We start from the raw sequence: 18,368 nt of genomic DNA on the forward strand, positions 1-18,368 counted from the left end.
CAGTACGGGTCCTTCTTGGCGTCGGCGAGTTGCGCGCACTGCTCGGCGTAGCCGAGGTGCCCGCCCCGCTTGCGGTACTCGCGGCGCTGTTGGAGGCCGGTGTTCCACACGCTGCGGCAGATCCCGCCCAGCACGCGAGTTCAACGGCGAAGACGACCACGTCCACCTGCTCGTCAACTACCCGCCCAAGATGGCGGTCTCCAAACTCGTCAACTCCCTCAAGGGCGTCTCATCCCTCTACCTGCGCAAGGAGTTCACCGGCCGCGTCAACCGCGTCCACATGAGGGGCCACTTCTGGTCGCCGTCCTACTTCGCCGCATCCTGCGGCGGAGCCCCGCTCACCATCATCAAGGCCTACATCGAACAACAGCGCCGCCCCACCTGACCGCTTCAGGGTCCGCGCCACGCGCTCCGGGATACCCCGCCTCCGCCGGGCCATCACCTTCGGAGACCACATTCATCCCCGGCCTGAAGGCCAAGGCTTTCTGTGGATCTTCGGTAACGTGGCCGTGTGGTCACAGTCGACGAGGTACGCCAGTTAGCTCTGACGCTCCCGCGCACGTCGGAGCATCTCATCAGAGACCGGGTCAAGTTCCGTGTGGGAAAGATCGTCTACGTGGCGTTCTCGCGTGACGAGACGCTGATGGGCTTCGGGTTCCCCAAGGAGGAACGCGAGGCGCTGGTGGCGGCCGAGCCCGCCAAGTTCCTCATGCCGAGGGAGTCCGACCTGCGTTTCAACTGGGTGGTCGTGCGGCTGGCGGCGCTCGACCCGGTGGAGATGCGCGAGCTGGTGCTGGAGGCCTGGCGCATGTGCGTGCCGAAGAAGGTCCGCCTGGAGCAGCAGCTCGGCTCTCAGCACCCCTGAGACCGGCCCGGTCGCCGCGTACGCCGCTGGTGCTGCCTGATGTGGTCCGTGGCCGTCATCGTGTCCCTCCGGTGGATCTAGGAGAGGCTGCGGTAGAGGTCTCGGGTGAGCGTGGTGACGCGCTTGACCGAGGAGCTCCACGTGGCGCCCGCCGGGTGCGCCGTCAGCACCGCCATGACGTAACGCTCGCCCTTGCCCACCAGACCGGTCGTGTACAACACCGGGCGGCCGTAGTCGGGCACGCCCGAGCCGGTGGCGCGCCGCGCGATCCACGAGATGGGCGCTCCGACGGCTCGAGCGTCGCACCTGACCGGCGGCGTCGTGCCGAAGCCCGACCAGCCCTGCTTGACCGCCCACGGCTTGGGCAACGCGTCGGGGATGCCGAACGTCTGGTCGAAGCCGTCGGTGCCGCACGGCGTGGACTGCCGCAGGTGGCCCAGGATCGTCTCCCTGACCTGGGGGGCCGCCCTGTCGAGCAGGTAGCGGTAGGTGCGGACGATGTCGTACGCGCTGAGCGAGGTGTAACCCCAGAAGCCGGGCTTGGAGGCGGGCGGCGGCGCGGTGTCGGACAGGCCGAGCTTGCGGGCGGTCCTGGTGATGATCTGCCCCTTGCCGCCTCGGTCCCAGAACGTCGTCGCCGCGCCGTCGTCGCTGGCGCGCAACATGACCTTCAGCAGGGCGGCGTCGGCCTTGGGCACGCTCTTGCGCCGCTCCAGGTAGTCGATCGCGATCAGGATCTTGACGACGGAGGCCGAGCGGTATCCGCGGTGCGCGTTCTTCGTGGCGACGAACCTGCCCGCTTGCCGGTCGAACACCAGCCACGCCGCCGTGGTGCCGGCGGGGACGCGGGGCGGCTTGGCCGCGGCGGCTCCCGGGGCCTGCGCGGCGCCGGCGGGCGCGGCGGGGGCGACGAGCGCGGCGACGACGAGGGGCACGGCGGCCAGAGGCTTCATACGCACCCGCATATACCTACCAGATTCGGCACGCTCGCTCTTGACCACCCAACGAAAACGGGTATAAACACAGAATAAACCAACTGGAAACGGCGGTGAATCAACATCATGTACGCCGAGGAGCGGCAGCAGGAGATCCTGCGGAGGGCGCGGTCCGCCGGCCGGGTCGACGTGGTGACGCTGGCCGCCGAGCTCGACGTGACCACCGAGACGATCCGCCGTGACCTGACGTCGCTGGAGCGGGCGGGCGTGCTGCGCCGCGTGCACGGGGGCGCGATCCCCGTCGAGCGGCTGGGGTTCGAGCCCGCGCTGGCCACCCGCGACGAGGTGATGACGGCGGAGAAGGAGCGCATCGCCAAGGCGGCGCTGTCCGAGCTGCCCGAGGACGGGTCCGTGATCATCGACGCGGGCACCACCACCGGCCGCCTGGTCCAGGTGCTGCCCGCCGACCGGGAGCTCACCGTCGTGGTCAACTCGCCGCCGCTGGCCACCGCCCTGGCCGCCCGCGCCAACCTGCACGTGATCATGCTGGGCGGGCGGGTGCGCGGCAAGACCCTGGCCACGGTCGACGACTGGGCGCTGCGCCCGCTGGCCTGCCTCAACGTGGACGTGGCGTTCATGGCGACCAACGGCTGCTCACCCGGCCGGGGCCTGACCACGCCCGACCCGGCCGAGGCGGCGATCAAGCGGGCCATGGTCGGGGCCGCGCAGCGCAGCGTGCTGCTGGCCGACCACACCAAGTTCAGCAACACCTACCTGGCCACGTTCGCCGAGCTGAGCGAGATCGACGTGGTGATCAGCGACACCGGGCTGGACGTGACGCTCGCCGCCGACCTGGCGGCGGCCGGTCCGGAGGTGATCCGGGCGTGATCCTCACTCTGACCCTCAACCCGAGTCTCGATCGGACCATCGAGATCGGCGCGCTGGACCGGGGCGCGGTCATCCGGGCCGCCGCCGCGCGCCTCGACCCCGGCGGCAAGGGCGTCAACGTCTCACGCGCGCTGCTGGCCAACGCGGTCGCCTCGCGCGCGGTGGTGCCGTTCGGCGGTGACGAGGGCAGGCAGCTCGTCCGCCTGCTCGCCGCCGAGGGCCTCGACATGGTCACCGTCCCCGTGGCCGGCACGACCCGCTCGAACGTCACGCTCGCCGAACCCGACGGCACCATCACCAAGATCAACGAGCCGGGCACCGCGCTGTCGGCCGCGGAGCTCGACACGATCGCCGACGCCGTCCTCGCCGCCGCGCACTCGGCCGACTGGGTGGTGGCCTCGGGCAGCCTGCCGCCCGAGGTGCCCGCCGACGTCTACGCCCGGTTGTGCCGCAGGTTCGCCGGGGCGGGCATCCACGTGGCCGTCGACACCAGCGGCCCCGCGCTCGTCTGCGCGCTCGGCGCCGCGCCCGCCCTGGTCAAGCCCAACCTGGAGGAGTTGTCGGCGGCCACCGGCAGGTCCATCAGCCGGCTGGGCGACGTGGTCGAGGCGGCGGGCAAGCTCCGGGCCGCCGGCGCGCGCACGGTGCTGGCCAGCCTGGGCGCCGACGGCGCACTCCTCGTCGAGGAGCAGGGCAGTTGGTACGGCGAGGCCGCGGTGACCGAGCCACGCAGCTCCGTCGGCGCGGGCGACGCCATGCTGGCCGGTTTCCTGGCCGGCGGCGGCCACGGCCCGGACGCGCTGGCACGGGCGCTGGCCTGGGGAGCGGCGGCCGTACGCCTGCCCGGCAGCCGGATGCCCGGCCCCGGCGACATCGACCCCGGCGCCGTCACCGTCGGCGCCCCCGACCCCGCACGCCCTCTCACCGCCGGCGCCCCCGACCCGAAACGCCCCCGCACCTCCCCTTCAGCCCGTCTCCCCTGATCCAGCCCTCCAACGTCACCTTCTATGTCCGGCACAGCGGCTTGATCACCTGCTCATCCCCCCGAAGGAGCACGTCCCATGGCCGACAGTTACACACCCACGGTCACCGGAACCGGCGTCAAGGCCACCATCCAGCGCATCGGCGGCCACCTGGCCGGCATGATCATGCCGAACATCGGCGCGTTCATCGCCTGGGGCCTGATCACCGCGCTGTTCATCCCGACCGGCTGGCTGCCCAACGAGACGCTCGCGAAGATGGTCGGCCCGATCATCTCGACCCTGCTGCCCGTCCTCATCGCCTACACCGGCGGCCGCATGGTCCACGGGCAGCGCGGCGCGGTCGTGGGCGCGGTGGCGGTGATGGGCGTCGTGGTGGGCACGGACGCCCCGATGTTCCTCGGCGCCATGGTCATCGGCCCGCTCACCGCCCTGATCCTGAAATATGTGGACAGGTTCACGGAGGAGCGGACCAAGTCCGGCTTCGAGATGCTGGTGGACAACTTCTCCGCCGGCATCGTGGGCGGCGCGATGGCCGTGGTCGGCATGCTGGGCATCGGCCCGATCGTGCAGGCGGTCACCACGGCCGCGGGCAACGCGGTCAGCTGGCTGATCACCAGCAACCTGCTCCCCGTGGCCTCCGTCCTGATCGAGCCCGCCAAGGTGCTGTTCCTGAACAACGCGATCAACCACGGCGTGCTCAGCCCCCTGGGCGTCACCGAGGCAGCCCAGGCCGGCAAGTCGATCCTGTTCATGCTGGAGTCGAACCCGGGTCCCGGGCTGGGGCTGCTGCTGGCGTACCTGCTGTTCGGGCCACGCGAGCTGCGGCCGAGCACCCCCGCCGCGATGATCATCCACTTCTTCGGCGGCATCCACGAGATCTACTTCCCGTACGTCCTGATGAAGCCCCGTCTCATCCTGGCCGTCATCGCGGGCGGCGCGGCCGGCGTGTTCACGTTCATGATCATGGGGGCGGGCCTGGTCGCCACCCCGTCGCCCGGCAGCATCTTCGCCTACCTCGCGGTCACACCGAGGGGCGGCTGGCTCGGCTCCGCGCTGGGCATCCTCGTGGCCACGGGCGTGACGTTCGCCGTCGCGGCCCTCCTGCTGGGCTTCGGCAGGGGCGAGAAGAAGGCAGAAGAGCCCGCCACCCCGGCGGAGCACGTGACCGAACCCGCCACCAAGGAGGCGTGAGCCATGGCCGGCATCGACAGCAAGGACATCCACAAGATCATCGTCGCCTGCGACGCGGGGATGGGGAGCAGCGTGATGCTCGCCTCCCAGCTGCGCAAGCAGCTCAAGGCGACCGGCGTCAGCGTCGAGCACACCCCGGTGAACTCCATCCCCGACGACGCCGACGTGGTCCTGTGCCACGCCGGGCTGGCCGACCGCGCCAGGGCGGCGGCGCCGGGGAAGGTGCTGGTGTCGTTCCAGATCTTCCTCGGCGACCCGGCGGTGACCAGGCTGGTGAACACGATCAAGAACGGCGGCACGGTCGATGCGTGACGACCTGCTCGACCCGCGCGCCGTGCTGCTGCACGAGAGCGCCGCCGACCGCGACGCGGCCATCCGCCGCTGCGGGCGGGCGCTGGCCGACGTGGGGGCGGTGGCGGAGCCGTACATCGAGGCGATGCTCGAACGCGAGCGCGTCATCTCCACCTACGTCGGCGAGGGCGTCGCCATCCCGCACGGGACGAACACCGCCAAGGACGACATCACCCGCGACGCGATCTGCGTGGTCCGCTTCCCCGGCGGCGTGGACTGGGACGGCGAGCGGGTGACGCTCTGCGTCGGCATCGCCGCCAAGGGCGACGGGCACGTGCCGCTGCTGGCGGCGCTGGCCGAGATCCTGCTCGATCCCGGCCGCGCGAGGGCGCTGCGCGAGGCCACCGAGGTCTCCGAGGTGCTGAAGGAGCTCACGTGAAAGTCGCCAGATTCCACGCGCCGGGCGACATCAGGATCGAGGACGCGCCCGAGCCCGTCGCCGGCCCCGGCGAGCTGAAGATCCGGGTACGCAACTGCTCGACGTGCGGCACGGACGCGAAGATCTTCGCGTTCGGCCACCACCACATCAGGCCGCCGCGCGTGATGGGCCACGAGATCGCCGGGGAGGTGGTGGACACCGGCGCGCGCGTGCAGGTGATCGCCGCGATCCCGTGCGGGACGTGCGCCGAGTGCCGGCGCGGCCGCCAGACGGTCTGCCCCGACCAGGAGTCGATGGGCTACCACTACGACGGCGGCTTCGCCGAGTACCTGATCGTGCCGGCCAAGGTGCCGGCCGTGGGCGGCGTCAACGTCATCCCGCCCGGCGTCGGCTTCGCGGAGGCGTCCGTCGCCGAGCCGCTCGCCTGCGTCCTGAACGGGCAGTCACTGGCCGGCGTCGGCGCCGGCGACGACGTGGTGGTGATGGGCGCGGGGCCGATCGGCTGCCTGCACGTCCGCCTGGCGCGGGCGCGCGGCGCGGCCCGCGTCTTCCTCGTGGACGTCAACGCGCGGCGGCTGGCGATGGCGGCCGAGCTCGTCCGCCCGGACGCGGCCATCGACGCCGACCCCGTCGAGCAGGTGCTCAAGCTGACCGGCGGCCGGGGCGCCGACGTGGTGATCACGGCGGCGGCGTCGGGGGCGGCGCAGGAGCAGGCGGTGCGGATGGCGGCCCGGCAGGGGCGGATCAGCTTCTTCGGCGGCCTGCCGAAGGACGACCCGATCATCGCGCTGGACGCCAACCTCGTGCACTACCGTGAGCTGAGCATCGTCGGCGCCAACGGCTCCAGCCCGGCGCACAACGCGGCGGCGCTGCGGCTGGTGGCCGAGGGGGCGGTGGTGGTGTCCGACCTCATCACCCACCGGCTGCCGCTGTCCCAGGTGCTCGACGGGATCGACCTCGTCAGCCGGGGCGCGGCCATCAAGGTCACGATCGAGCCCTCACCGGGAGGATAGCGATGGCACATCGAACGGTCGCCGTGGCCTCGGCCAGCGGGCTGCACGCCCGTCCCGCCAAGCTGTTCGTGCAGGCGGCGATGAAGCTGGGGGTGCCGGTGACGGTGCGGCTCGGCGAGAAGACGGTGCCGGCCAAGAGCATGCTGGGGGTGTTGTCGCTGGGGGCGGTGCGCGGCACCGAGGTGCGGCTGGAGGCGGACGGGCCGGGGGCGGAGGAGGCGCTGGACGCGCTGGCGGCGCTGCTGTCGCGCGACCTGGACGCGGAAGAGGCCGCCGATGCCTGACCCCGCGCCCGCAGACCCCGTGCCCACCGACCCCGTGCCCGCCGACAGCGGCCCCCGAGCGGGTGCCTCTGAGCGGCTGGGCGGGCTGGGGGTCAGCCAGGGCCGGGCGGCGGGCCCGGTCATCCGGATGGCGGGACCGCCCGCGCTGCCCGCGCCCCGCCCGGTGACCGACGCCGGCGCCGAGGCGGCCGCCGTCGCCGGGGCCCTGCGGGCGGTGAGCGCCGACCTCGGCCGGCGCGCCGCCGCCGTGGACGGGGCGGCCGCCGAGATCCTGGAGGCGCTGGCCATGATCGCCGACGATCCGCTGCTCCTGGAGGACGCGGAGCGGCGGGCGCACGACGGCATGGACGCCCCCCACGCCCTGGACGCGGCCTTCGCCCAGCACCGCGCGGCGCTCGCCGAGCTGGGCGGCTACCTCGCCGAGCGGGCCGCCGACCTGGACGACCTCAAGCACCGGGCGGTGGCGTTCGCGCTCGGCCTGCCCATGCCCGGCCTGCCCGCCCCCGGCCACCCGTACGTGCTGGTGGCGGCGGACCTCTCCCCCGCCGACACCGCGGGCCTGGGCCCGGACGTGCTGGCGCTGGTCACCGAGCGCGGCGGCCCGACGAGCCACACCGCGATCCTGGCCAGGGGCGCGGGGCTGCCGGCGGTGGTGGCGTGCGCGGGCGTCCTGGAGATCCCCGACGGCACGGTCGTCGGCGTGGACGGCGGGACCGGCGAGATCACCCTCGGCCTCACCGCCGAGGAGGCGGACAAGATCACCGAGCAGGCCGGCGCCGAGCGGGCCAGGCTGGCGGCGAGCAGCGGGCCGGGCAGGACCGCCGACGGCCATCCGGTGAAGCTGCTGCTCAACATCGGCTCGGCGGCGGACCTGCGGCCGGGCGCGGAGGGGGTCGGGCTGTTCAGGACGGAGTTCCTGTTCCTCGGCCGTACGACGGCGCCGTCGTTCGAGGAGCAGGTGGCCGCGTACGCGGAGGTGTTCGAGCGGGCGGAGCAGGTGATCGTGCGCACGCTCGACGCGGGCACCGACAAGCCGCTGCCGTTCCTCGGGCTGCCGGAGGAGCCGAACCCGGCCCTGGGCGTCCGCGGCCTGCGCGTCGACCGGCTGCTGCCCGGCGTGCTGGACACCCAGCTCGACGCGATCGCCGAGGCCGCCCGCGCGACGGGCACGCCGGCGTGGGTGATGGCGCCCATGGTCACCACGGTGGCGGAGGCCGCCGCCTTCGCCGGCCGCGCCCGCGCGAAGGGGCTGGCCAAGGTCGGCGTGATGATCGAGGTTCCGGCCGCGGCGCTGCGCGCGGGGCGGCTGCTGCGGGAGGTGGACTTCCTCAGCATCGGCACCAACGACCTGGCCCAGTACACCTTCGCCGCCGACCGCCAGCACTCCGCCTTGGCCGACCTGCTCGACCCGCGCCAGCCCGCGCTGCTGGAGCTGATCGCGATCTGCGCCGAGGCGGGGCGGGCGGCGGGCAAGCCCGTCGGGGTGTGCGGGGAGGCGGCCGGCGACCCGCTGCTCGCGCCGCTGCTGGCCGGGCTGGGGGTGACGAGCCTGTCCATGGCTCCCGTGTGCGTGCCCGCCGTACGGGAGGCGCTGGCGGAGCTCACGCTGGAGGAGTGCCGGGAGCGCGCCCGCACCGCCCTGGACTGACCCCGGCGCGCCCCTGAAGCCGGGGCCCCGTGACCCCGCCGCTCCTAGACGTGCTCGGGGTTGTACGCCCTGAGCCGCAACCGGCCGTCCTCGACGTCGATCGCGACCCTGCCGCCCTCGGCCACCTCACCGGTGAGCAGCATGGTGGACAACCGGTTGTCGACCTCCCGCTGCACGGTCCTGCGCAGCGGCCGGGCCCCGAACTCGGGCTGGTAGCCACGCTCGGCCAGCCAGTCCATGGCCGCGTCCGCGACCTCCAGGGAGACGTCCTGGCCGCGCAGCCGCTGCCGGGTGCGCTCCAGCAGGAGCTCCACGATCTGCCGGAGCTGCTCGCGGTCCAGCCGCTTGAAGATGATCGTCTCGTCGATGCGGTTGAGCAGCTCGGGCCGGAGCGAGTGCCGCAGCAGGTCCATCAGCCGGTCTTCCAGCTCAGCGGCGTCGCCCGCGGCGTCCAGGATGAGCTGGGCGCCGATGTTGCTGGTCATGATGATGATCGCGTTGGTGAAGTCGACCGTGCGGCCCTGCCCGTCGGTGAGGCGGCCGTCGTCGAGGAGCTGCAGCAGGATGTTCATGACGTCGGGGTGGGCCTTCTCGATCTCGTCGAGCAGGATCACCGAGTGCGGGTGGCGGCGGGCGGCCTCGGTGAGCTGGCCCGCCTCCTCGTACCCGACGTATCCGGGCGGCGCGCCGATGAGACGCGAGACCGTGTGCCGCTCCTGGAACTCGCTCATGTCGATGCGGATCATGTGATCCTCGCCGCCGAACAGGGCGGCGGCCAGCGCGCGGGCGAGCTCGGTCTTGCCGACGCCCGTCGGGCCGAGGAACAGGAAGCTGCCGATCGGGCGGTTCGGGTCCGACAGGCCGGCCCTGGCCCTGCGTACGGCCTCGGCGATGGCGACGACGGCCTCGTCCTGGCCGATCACGCGCTGGTGCAGGTGCTCTTCGAGGCGCATGAGACGCTCGCGCTCCTGCTCGGTGAGCTGGGTGACCGGGATGCCGGTGCGGCGCGAGACGATCTCGGCGATGTCCTCGACGCTGACCTGCGGCACGGCCTCCCGGCTCTGCCTGGCGCGCTGCACCTCGGGCCGGAGCTTGTCGATCTGCGTCGTCAGCTCCTTGGCCCGGTCGAAGTCGTCGGAGTGCTTGGCCTGGTCCTTGTCGCGGCGCAGCCCGTCGAGCCGCTCCTCCAGCTCGCGCACGTCGGCGGCCGGCGTGCTGGAGCGCAGCCGCACCCGGGCGGACGCCTGGTCCATCAGGTCGATGGCCTTGTCGGGCAGGAACCGGTCGGCGATGTAGCGGTCCGACAGGTGCGCGGCCGCGTTCAGGGCCTCGTCGGTGATGCGGACCTGGTGGTGGGCCTCGTAGGTGTCGCGCAGCCCGCGCAGGATCTCGACCGTCTCCTCCACGGTGGGCTCGGGCACCAGGATCGGCTGGAAGCGGCGTTCGAGCGCGGCGTCCTTCTCGATGTTCTTGCGGTACTCGTCGATCGTCGTGGCGGCGATGACGTGCAGTTCGCCCCGGGCCAGGGCGGGCTTGAGGATGTTGGCGGCGTCCATGCCGCCCTCGGCCGAGCCCGCGCCGACCAGGGTGTGGACCTCGTCGATGAAGACGATGGTCTCGTCGGCGTGCGCCCGCACCTCGTCGATGACCTTCTTGATGCGCTCCTCGAACTCGCCCCGGTACTTCGACCCGGCCACCATCCCGGTCAGGTCGAGGGCGATGACCCGCCGGTCCTTGAGCGTGTCGGGGACGCCGCCGTTCACGATGCGCTGGGCGATGCCCTCGACGATGGCCGTCTTGCCGACGCCCGGCTCGCCGATGAGGCACGGGTTGTTCTTGGTGCGCCGCGACAGCACCTCGATGCACTGCTCGATCTCGTCCTCGCGGCCGACCACCGGGTCGATCTTGCCCTGGCGGGCTTCCTCGGTGATGTCGCGGCCGAACTCGTCCAGCGACGGCGTCTCGCCGGAGGCCCGGCGGGCGTCGGACGAGCGGGCGGCGCCCGACCTGGTGGCCTGCTGCAGGTCCTCCACCGAGGCGCCCCGCTCCCGCAGCAGGCGGGCCGCGGCGGAGTCGCGGTTGGCGGCGATGCCGAGCAGCAGGTGCTCGGGCCCGATGTAGGACGACTCCATGGCGCGGGCGATGCGCTGCGCGTCCAGGATGGCCCGCTTGGCCGCCGGCGAAAGCGTCGAAGGGGGCTCGCCGGCCTGGCCGGGACCGGTCAGCTCGTCGATGCGGTCGCGCAGCCGGCCGACGTCGGCTCCGGCCGTGCGCAGCAGGTTCTGGATGGCGTCGTCGTCGGTCAGCGCGTCGAGGAGGTCCAGGACGTCCAGGTCCGGCGCGCCACGCCGGCCGGCCGCCTCCAGGGCTCCGCTGAGCACCTCCTTGGCGGGCTCGCTGAGCAGCTTGCCCACGTCCACCCGCTGCACGCCGGGCCTGGACGGCGGCCAGCCCTCCATGCCGCCCATCATCCGTCCGGTGAGCTCCTCGAACCCTCGGAACGGGTCCCCGCCAAAAAATGACCTGAACGGCATGTCCGACATGAATGTCCCCCTGAGTAGTCAGGGGACATCTAGCCGCACATGCCGCAAGTCATAGCCAGCAATCGGCAAAGCATCCGGTCAAGGACGTCTGCGGAGGTTCGGGTCGGTCAGCTCCGGCGGCTGCCAGCCCGCGTCGGCCGGGTTGAGCGTGACGCCCGGCGGGACGATCTCGTCGATCCGGTCGAGCACGTCGTCGCTCAGGCGTACGCCGGTGGCGGTGAGCTGGCTCTCCAGGTGCTCCATCGTGCGCGGCCCGATGATCGCCGAGGTGACCGCCCGGTGCCTGATCGTGAACGCCAGCGACAACTCGATCAGCGTGATGCCCGCCTCCTCGGCCAGTACGGCGAGCCGTTCGGCGGCGTCCAGCTTGCGCTGGTTGGCCTCCACCGACATGTCGTAGCGCTGGGGCAACATCGCCGACCGGCGGGTCTCCGGCGGCTCCTGGCCCTTGCGGTAGCGGCCGGTCAGCCAGCCGCCGGCGAGCGGGCTCCAGACGATGACGCCCATGCCGTGCTTCTCCGCGACGGGCAGCACGTCGGCCTCGATGCCGCGGGCGAGCGGGGAGTACGGCGGCTGCTCGCACACGAACCGCTCCAGCGAGCGCCGATCCGAGGCCCACTGCGCCTCGACCATGCGGTGCGCGGGGAAGGTGGAGCTGCCGAGATAGCGGACCTTGCCCTGGCGGACGAGGTCGGTGAGGGCGCCGAGGGTCTCCTCGACGTCGGTGCCGGGGTCGGGCCGGTGGATCTGGTAGAGGTCGATCCAGTCGGTGCCGAGGCGGCGCAGGCTGTTCTCGACGGCCTGGAAGATCCAGCGGCGGGAGTTGCCCCGCTGGTTGGGGCCCTCGCCCATGACGCCGTGGCACTTGGTGGCCAGCACGACCTGGTCGCGCTTGCCCGACTTGGCCAGGGCCTGGCCGACGAACTCCTCCGACTGGCCCTGGGAGTAGACGTCGGCGGTGTCGATGAAGTTGATCCCCGAGTCGAGCGCCCGGTCGATGATCCGGGCCGACTCCCCGGGATCGGCCTCACCCCACCAGCCGAACATCATCGCGCCGAGGCAGAGCGGGCTGACCTTGAGACCGGTACGTCCGAGTACGCGATATTCCGTCACGCCCTCACTCTGTCGCAACGAGCTCCACGATGGGCGTGCCGCCGGAGACGAGTTCGAGCGTGCGGCGGGCGGTGCCCGGGTTGGCGAGCAGCGCCACGATGACCGCGGCCACGTCGTCGCGCGGGATCGAGCCCGGCGGGACCTCGGGGGCCAGCAGGACCAGGCCGGTGCCGGGATCGTCGGTGAGGCGGCCGGGGCGCAGGATCGTCCAGTCGAGGTCGCGGGCGCGAAGGTCGTCCTCGGCCTCGGTCTTGGCCTTGATGTAGGCGGCCCACACCTCGTCGCCTCCGGGCTTCGGCGCCTTGCCCGCGCCCATGGAGGAGATCTGCACGAACCTGCCCACGCCCACCCGCTCGGCGGCGTCGGCGAGCAGCACGGAGGCGGCCCGGTCCACGGTGTCCTTACGGGCGGCGCCGCTGCCCGGCCCCGCGCCCGCCGTGAACACCACCGCGTCCGCACCCTCGACGATCCCGGCCACGTCCTCGACGCTCGCCCGCTCCAGGTCGCACACGACGGCCTCGGCTCCGGTGGCTTCGACGTCGGCCACGTGCGCCGGGTTGCGCACCAGGCCGACGGCGCCCGAGGCGAGGCGCTCCGCCAGGCGCAGGCCGATCTTCCCGTGGCCACCCGCGATGATGATCCGCATGGTTCCCCATGGTGTCATGGAGCCATGGACGACTTTCCGCAGGCCCCGACGCCGGCGTTCCTGTTCGACCTCGACGGGACCCTGATCGACAGCGTCTACCAGCACGTCATCGCGTGGCGGCAGGCCCTGTCCGGCCTGGGCATCGATCTGTCGGTGTGGCGCATCCACCGCCGCATCGGCATGAGCGGCGGGCTGTTCGTCAGCGCGCTGCTGCGAGAGACCGGGCTCAAGCTGAGCAGGGAGCAGATCGACGAGCTGCAGACGACGCACGCGGAGGCGTACGAGCAGCAGGCCGGCTCCGTCAGGCCGCTGCCCGGCGCGCCCGAGCTGCTGGCGGAGCTGACCGCGCGCGGCGTGCCGTGGGCCATCGCCACCAGCGGCTACGCCCGTACGGCCCGGCGCGCGCTGGGCCTGCTCGGGCTGCCCGAGGACACGCCGATGGTCACCCGTGACCTGGTGCGCAGGGCCAAGCCGGACCCCGACCTGTTCCTCGCCGGTGCGGCACTGGTCCACGTGGACCCGGCGCATGCCATGGTGGTGGGCGACAGCGTCTGGGACCTGCTCGCCGCCCGCCGGGCCGGCGCGCTCGGCATCGGGCTGCTCTCCGGCGGGTACGGCAGGGACGAGCTCGAACGCGCCGGAGCCTTCCGGGTGTACGCCGATCCGGCGGACATGCTGAGCCGGCTCGACGAGCTCGGTGTGCGGCTCGACGACTGATATCCGGAATATCCTGCCGAACCCCCGGGCTGGATCATGCGTATCCCCCACAGAGGAGCTTTGATGGACTTGGCAGACATCGGCGTCACCGGCCTGGCCACCATGGGGCGCAACCTGGCCCGCAACCTGGCCAGGCACGGATACGCGACAGCGGTGCACAACCGGTCGCACAGCCGTACGCGGCAACTGGTCGAGGAGTTCGGCGGGGAGGGCACGTTCGTGCCGTCGGAGGACCTGGCCGGCTTCGTGGCCTCGCTGAAGCGGCCCCGGCGGGCGATCATCATGGTGAAGGCGGGCGCGGGCACCGACGCGGTGATCGACCAGCTCGCCGACCTCATGGAGCCCGGCGACATGATCGTCGACGGCGGCAACGCGCACTTCGACGACACGCGGCGGCGCGAGGCCGCGCTGCGGGAGCGGGGCATCCACTTCGTCGGCACCGGCATCTCGGGCGGGGAGGAAGGCGCCCTGAACGGGCCCAGCATCATGCCGGGCGGGTCGAAGGAGTCGTGGGAGGCGCTCGGCCCGATCCTGCAGGACATCTCGGCCAAGGTGGACGGGGTGCCGTGCTCGGTGCACGTGGGCCCCGACGGTGCCGGACATTTCGTGAAGATGGTTCACAACGGCATCGAATATTCGGACATGCAGCTCATCGCGGAGTCCTACGACCTGCTGCGCCAGGCGCTGGGGGCGACGCCGGCCGAGCTGGCCGGGGTGTTCAGGGAGTGGAACCAGGGCGAACTCGACTCCTACCTGATCCAGATCACCGCCGAGGTGCTGGAGCAGGTCGACGCCGAGACGGGCAAGGCGATCGTGGACGTCGTGGTGGACCAGGCCGAGCAGAAGGGCACCGGCCGCTGGACCGTGCAGAGCGCGCTCGACCTGGGCGTTCCGGTGACGGGCATCGCCGAGGCGGTCTTCGCCCGCGCGCTGTCCGGCCATCCGGAGCAGCGGGCCGCCGCCGCGTCGCTGGAGGGCCCCCAGCTGTCCGGCACCGAGGGACGCGAGCTGGTCGAGGACGTGCGGCAGGCCCTCTACGCCTCCAAGATCGTGGCGTACGCCCAGGGCTTCGACCAGATGGCCGCCGCCTCGAAGGAGTACGGCTGGGACCTGGACCTGGGGGCGATGGCCACGATCTGGCGTGGCGGGTGCATCATCCGGGCCAAGTTCCTGGACCGGATCCGGGCCGCGTACGACGCGAACCCCGGCCTGCCGACGCTGCTGGCCGACCCGACGTTCGCCGCCGCGCTGAACACGGCCCAGGAGTCCTGGCGGCGCGTGGTCACCACGGCGGTGCGGATCGGGGTGCCGACGCCGGGCTTCTCCTCGGCGCTGGCCTACTACGACGGGTTGCGGCGCGACCGCCTGCCGGCGGCGCTGATCCAGGGGCTGCGCGATTTCTTCGGCGCGCACACCTACCACCGAGTGGACAAGGAGGGCGCCTTCCACACCGACTGGTCCGGCGACCGCACCGAGCGCCCGGCCTGACGGAGAGCGTGCGGCCTGACCGAGGGCGCGCGGCCCTCCGCCACGCCCGGCCCTCCGCCATGCCCGGCCCTCCGTCATGCCCGGCCCTCCGTCATGCCCGGCCTGACAGAGGGCGCGTGGCGGGCGGTCAGCGGCCGCCGATGGGGACCGCGTTGGCCACCGCCGTGACCACGCAGAAGCCGATCGGACCGGTGGTGTCGTGCAGGGTGACCTGCCCTGTCGCGACACCGCCGGCGCTCAGGTGCCCGGTGGACTCCACCCCGATGAGGTCGGTCCCGGGCAGCCGCGCCAGCGTCAGCGTGTAGTCGGCGTTGATGAAGCGCAGCCCGTCGGACCCGGCATTGCTGAGCGGGCTGGCGAAGTCGGCGGCCAGCGCCGTGCCGACGAACGGCGACACCGGCTCCTCGTCCACCAGCGGGTGCGTCTCCCGCAGCCACACCCGTCCCGGCCCGGGCTCGCCCCATCCGGTCAGCCGCCACAGGTCGAACGGCGGCGTCCAGTCCCCGCTCGTCACCGGCGGTCCCTCGGGCGGCCGCTCGTCCCAGGGCGGCGTGACGATCGCCTGCGCGCCGCCCGGCTGCTCGCCCTGCCGCAGCAGCACGGCGCCGGCCCGCGCGATCACCCCCTGGTCGGTGGAGATCGTCACGTCGACGACCCGGATCCTGCGCCCGTCCCTGACGAGCGAGGTGTGCACTTTCACCGGCAACATCGGGCTGTTGCGGAACAGATCGACGGTCAGCCGGGCGAACTGCATCCCCGGCTGGGCGTACTCCTGCTCGATCGCGCGGGCGGCCAGCCCGCCGAGCAGGCGGCCGTGCAGCATGTCAGGGGACCAGGGGCCACGGGCGTGCGGCGCGGGCACCAGCTCGCCCCGCTTGAGCATGAAGAACGGTTTGTCCGTATGGAACGTCGACGACACAGAATGAGATTCTAGTGGAGAGCCGGTGCTGGTAGGGAACCCGTGGCCCGCACCTCCGGTGGATTCGGCTCCGCGCGGGCCTTAGGCTCCTGCAATGCGCGATCTAGGTGAGGACCCCCAGCCCGCCCGGGGCTCGGTACGCGAGATCCATGCCCTCAACGCCCCCGTCACTCTGGCGTACTCCCCCGACCTCGACGGCCTGGCCGATCCCGGGGAGATCGTCTGGGCCTGGGTGCCCTACGAGGAGGACCCGGCCCGGGGCAAGGACCGGCCCCTGCTGATCGTCGGCCGCACGGGGCGCCGGCTGCTCGGCATGATGTTGTCCAGCAAGGGCGATGACGGGCCCGACTGGCTGGAGATCGGGCCGTGGGGGCGTGACGGCAAGGTGTCGTACGTACGGCTGGACCGGGTCTTCGTCCTGGACGAGGACGACATCCGGCGGGAGGGCGCCGTCCTGGACGGCGAACGGTTCGCGCGGGTGGCGGCCCGGCTCATGAAGTCCCACGGCTGGGACGCCGCCCGCTGATCCCGGCCCGCCGGGACCGTGGCACGGCGGCCCGGCGAAGGGGCGGGTCCCGTCTCCTTCGCCCAGCGGCGTGCCGGACGTCGTGCAGGCCCGCACCTCTCCGTCCGCGGCGCACCAGACGGTCGTCCCGTCCGACGCGGCGGCCCGGACGGGACGGGGCAACTGGACGGCGGCGGTGCGGAGAAGGCACCGGTCCCGCACCCGCAAAGCACGGAAAAGGCCGCGAAGGGGTATGCGCATGGCAAGCGACCGATCCCCGCATCAGCCCAGGTGAACACGGCTGCGATCATGAGTTCATGCGTGTTGTGGTGATCGGGAACGGCATCATCGGAGCCAGCGCGGCCTACTACCTGAGCGGCCGCGGCGCGACGGTGACGGTGGTCGACGGCGGCTACCAGGGCGCCTCGACGCAGGCGGGCGCGGGCATCGTGTGCCCGTGGGTGGACCACCCCGAGGACGACGACTGGTACCGCCTGACCCGGGCGGGCGCCCGCAACTATCCGGATCTGGTGGAGGAGCTGGGCGAGGACATCGGGTACGCCAAGGTGGGCGCCCTCCTGGTGTCCGAGGACCCGGCGGACCTGGAGCCGGTACGCGCGCTGTTGCGCCGCCGTCACCCCGCCGCGCCCGAGATGGGCGACATCACCGACGTGGCCACGCCGTCCGATCTGTTCCCGCCGCTGTCCGACACGCTGAGCGCGCTCCTGGTGCCCGGCGCGGCCCGCGTGGACGGCCGTTCGGTACGCGACGCGCTCCTGCGGGCCGCCGCCGCCCAGGGCGCCGAGATGCGCGCGGGCACCGCGACCCTCACCCCCGACGGCGAGGTGCGCCTGCACGCCAACCAGCCGACCGGCCCGCAGAGCAGCACGCCGGAGCCGCCGGACACCACCGCCTCGCCCCGGCTCCAGCCCCCGAACAACACCCCGTCCCACCCCCAGAACACACCTCGTCCCCAGAGCACGCCTCACCCCCAAGGCACGTCTCACCCCGAAGCCACGCCTCACCCCCAAGGCACGCTCCATCCGCAGGACAGGCCCCACCCGCAAGGCACATCTCACCCCGAAGCCACGCCTCTCCCCGAAGCCACGCCTCACCCCCAAGGCACGCTCCATCCGCAGGACACGCCCCCGCCAGGCGGCACCTCGTCCCGATCGCGGAACTCCGGGGGCGAGCCGGCCGCGGCCGGGCATCCTGGCGCGGTGAGCGGAGAGCCTGGATCGTGGCGTCAGGCCGCGCCCCTCGTCCCCGCCGCGCCCACCCCCTCTTCCACCGGCCTCGGCCGGCCCGCCGGCGAGGGCGTCCCGCTGGACGCCGACATGGTGATCGTCACCGCCGGGGCGTGGACCGGCGAGGTCTGCCGGCCGCTGGGCGTGGAGCTGCCGGTCTTCCCGAGGCGCGGTCAGATCCTGCACGCCACCCTGGAGGGCGTCGACACCGCCTGGTGGCCGATCGTGCTCCCGCACGCCGGCCCGTACCTGCTGGGCTTCCCCGGCTCGCGCGTCGTGGTGGGCGCGACCGTGGAGGACGTGGGGTTCGCGCCCCGCGTCACGATGGGCGGTCTGGACGAGGTGATCGAGGCGGGACTGCGGGTGGCGCCGGGGCTGTTCGGCGCGACGGTGACGGAGGTCAGGGTGGGCCTGCGCCCGGTGTACGCCCCCGGCCAGGCGCTCATCGGATTCCTGACCCCGCGGGTGGTGGTGGCGACGGGCCTGAGCGCGTACGGGCTGACGGCGGGCCCGCTCGCCGGCCGGATCGCCGCGGCGCTCGCCCTCGGCGACGAGCCGCCCCTCGACATCACCCCCTACGCCCCGCCCACTCCCTGAGCACGAGCGGCATCCACGAACCGGACACCCTGCCTACAAAGCGTGATAAGCGGCCA

General features: G+C 72.7%; 19 protein-coding genes and 1 pseudogene. 14 read left to right on the forward strand and 6 right to left on the reverse strand.

Features of this window, described 5'->3' with window-relative positions:
- The coding region (locus ACWD0F_RS39985) for a helix-turn-helix domain-containing protein (RefSeq protein ID WP_449886316.1) at nt 1–134 on the reverse strand (134 nt) is incomplete at its 3' end.
- On the opposite strand from ACWD0F_RS39985, the pseudogene tnpA reads away from it, so the two are divergent.
- Both tnpA and ACWD0F_RS39995 read left to right on the forward strand, forming a co-directional pair.
- A pseudogene (tnpA, locus tag ACWD0F_RS39990) lies at nt 134–385 on the forward strand (IS200/IS605 family transposase); the annotation flags it as partial. The gene ACWD0F_RS39985 and the pseudogene tnpA overlap by 1 nt on opposite strands.
- A 126-nt stretch (nt 386–511) precedes the next feature.
- The gene (locus tag ACWD0F_RS39995) at nt 512–865 is read left to right on the forward strand and encodes an MmcQ/YjbR family DNA-binding protein (RefSeq protein WP_449886073.1); all 354 of its coding nucleotides are present in this window, start codon (nt 512–514) and stop codon (nt 863–865) included.
- A 77-nt stretch (nt 866–942) separates the two neighbouring features.
- Here ACWD0F_RS39995 and ACWD0F_RS40000 read toward each other — a convergent pair whose 3' ends face one another.
- The gene (locus ACWD0F_RS40000) at nt 943–1,818 is read right to left on the reverse strand and encodes a hypothetical protein (protein ID WP_449886076.1); all 876 of its coding nucleotides are present in this window, start codon (nt 1,816–1,818) and stop codon (nt 943–945) included.
- A 108-nt stretch (nt 1,819–1,926) separates the two neighbouring features.
- On the opposite strand from ACWD0F_RS40000, the gene ACWD0F_RS40005 reads away from it, so the two are divergent.
- From ACWD0F_RS40005 to ptsP, 8 genes are all read left to right on the forward strand, one after another.
- Nucleotides 1,927–2,688, forward strand: coding sequence for a DeoR/GlpR family DNA-binding transcription regulator (locus ACWD0F_RS40005; RefSeq protein WP_449886078.1), 762 nt, complete (start codon nt 1,927–1,929; stop codon nt 2,686–2,688).
- The gene (pfkB, locus tag ACWD0F_RS40010; RefSeq protein ID WP_449886081.1) at nt 2,685–3,671 is read left to right on the forward strand and encodes a 1-phosphofructokinase; all 987 of its coding nucleotides are present in this window, start codon (nt 2,685–2,687) and stop codon (nt 3,669–3,671) included. The genes ACWD0F_RS40005 and pfkB overlap by 4 nt, the downstream gene beginning before the upstream one ends.
- 78 nt (nt 3,672–3,749) lie before the next feature.
- Complete coding sequence (gene mtlA, locus ACWD0F_RS40015) at nt 3,750–4,862, forward strand: mannitol-specific PTS transporter subunit IIC (protein ID WP_449886084.1); 1,113 nt, start codon at nt 3,750–3,752, stop codon at nt 4,860–4,862.
- Nucleotides 4,863–4,865: 3 nt separating this feature from the next.
- A complete protein-coding gene (locus tag ACWD0F_RS40020; protein WP_449886086.1) occupies nt 4,866–5,174 on the forward strand; it encodes a PTS lactose transporter subunit IIB in 309 nt (102 codons plus the stop codon).
- Nucleotides 5,167–5,592, forward strand: a complete 426-nt coding sequence (locus ACWD0F_RS40025) for a PTS sugar transporter subunit IIA (RefSeq protein WP_449886088.1) — start codon at nt 5,167–5,169, stop codon at nt 5,590–5,592. The genes ACWD0F_RS40020 and ACWD0F_RS40025 overlap by 8 nt, the downstream gene beginning before the upstream one ends.
- Nucleotides 5,589–6,605, forward strand: a complete 1,017-nt coding sequence (locus ACWD0F_RS40030) for a zinc-dependent dehydrogenase (protein WP_449886090.1) — start codon at nt 5,589–5,591, stop codon at nt 6,603–6,605. Before ACWD0F_RS40025 ends, ACWD0F_RS40030 begins: the two co-directional genes overlap by 4 nt.
- Before the next feature lie 2 nt (nt 6,606–6,607).
- Nucleotides 6,608–6,889 carry an HPr family phosphocarrier protein gene (locus ACWD0F_RS40035; protein WP_449886092.1) on the forward strand — a complete coding sequence of 94 codons (282 nt, stop codon included), beginning with the start codon at nt 6,608–6,610 and terminating at the stop codon, nt 6,887–6,889.
- The gene (ptsP, locus tag ACWD0F_RS40040) at nt 6,882–8,537 is read left to right on the forward strand and encodes a phosphoenolpyruvate--protein phosphotransferase (protein ID WP_449886095.1); all 1,656 of its coding nucleotides are present in this window, start codon (nt 6,882–6,884) and stop codon (nt 8,535–8,537) included. Before ACWD0F_RS40035 ends, ptsP begins: the two co-directional genes overlap by 8 nt.
- 44 nt (nt 8,538–8,581) lie before the next feature.
- On the opposite strand, the gene ACWD0F_RS40045 is transcribed toward ptsP, so the two are convergent.
- The 3 genes from ACWD0F_RS40045 to ACWD0F_RS40055 all read right to left on the reverse strand — a co-directional run bounded on the left by ACWD0F_RS40045 (nt 8,582) and on the right by ACWD0F_RS40055 (nt 12,839).
- Nucleotides 8,582–11,080 (reverse strand): ATP-dependent Clp protease ATP-binding subunit, encoded by a 2,499-nt coding sequence (locus ACWD0F_RS40045; protein WP_449886098.1) that lies wholly within the window; start codon nt 11,078–11,080, stop codon nt 8,582–8,584.
- Between the two features lie 78 nt (nt 11,081–11,158).
- Nucleotides 11,159–12,193 carry an aldo/keto reductase gene (locus tag ACWD0F_RS40050; protein WP_449886100.1) on the reverse strand — a complete coding sequence of 345 codons (1,035 nt, stop codon included), beginning with the start codon at nt 12,191–12,193 and terminating at the stop codon, nt 11,159–11,161.
- A 4-nt stretch (nt 12,194–12,197) separates the two neighbouring features.
- Nucleotides 12,198–12,839 carry an SDR family oxidoreductase gene (locus ACWD0F_RS40055; RefSeq protein WP_449886102.1) on the reverse strand — a complete coding sequence of 214 codons (642 nt, stop codon included), beginning with the start codon at nt 12,837–12,839 and terminating at the stop codon, nt 12,198–12,200.
- Between the two features lie 24 nt (nt 12,840–12,863).
- Between ACWD0F_RS40055 and ACWD0F_RS40060 the strand changes: the two genes are divergently transcribed.
- On the forward strand, nt 12,864–13,556 hold the full coding sequence (locus ACWD0F_RS40060; protein WP_449886104.1) for an HAD family hydrolase: 693 nt from the start codon (nt 12,864–12,866) through the stop codon (nt 13,554–13,556).
- 63 nt (nt 13,557–13,619) lie between these two features.
- A complete protein-coding gene (gndA, locus tag ACWD0F_RS40065; protein WP_449886107.1) occupies nt 13,620–15,044 on the forward strand; it encodes an NADP-dependent phosphogluconate dehydrogenase in 1,425 nt (474 codons plus the stop codon).
- 127 nt (nt 15,045–15,171) lie between these two features.
- Here the strand turns inward: gndA and ACWD0F_RS40070 are convergent, their stop codons facing one another.
- On the reverse strand, nt 15,172–15,963 hold the full coding sequence (locus tag ACWD0F_RS40070; protein WP_449886109.1) for an acyl-CoA thioesterase domain-containing protein: 792 nt from the start codon (nt 15,961–15,963) through the stop codon (nt 15,172–15,174).
- 94 nt (nt 15,964–16,057) lie between these two features.
- Here ACWD0F_RS40070 and ACWD0F_RS40075 point away from each other — a divergent pair, with 94 nt between their 5' ends.
- Both ACWD0F_RS40075 and ACWD0F_RS40080 read left to right on the forward strand, forming a co-directional pair.
- The gene (locus tag ACWD0F_RS40075; RefSeq protein WP_449886112.1) at nt 16,058–16,489 is read left to right on the forward strand and encodes a type II toxin-antitoxin system PemK/MazF family toxin; all 432 of its coding nucleotides are present in this window, start codon (nt 16,058–16,060) and stop codon (nt 16,487–16,489) included.
- Nucleotides 16,490–16,785: 296 nt separating this feature from the next.
- On the forward strand, nt 16,786–18,312 hold the full coding sequence (locus ACWD0F_RS40080) for an FAD-dependent oxidoreductase (RefSeq protein WP_449886115.1): 1,527 nt from the start codon (nt 16,786–16,788) through the stop codon (nt 18,310–18,312).
- Nucleotides 18,313–18,368: the final 56 nt, after the last annotated feature.

This window comes from Nonomuraea sp. NPDC002799, from assembly GCF_053592075.1.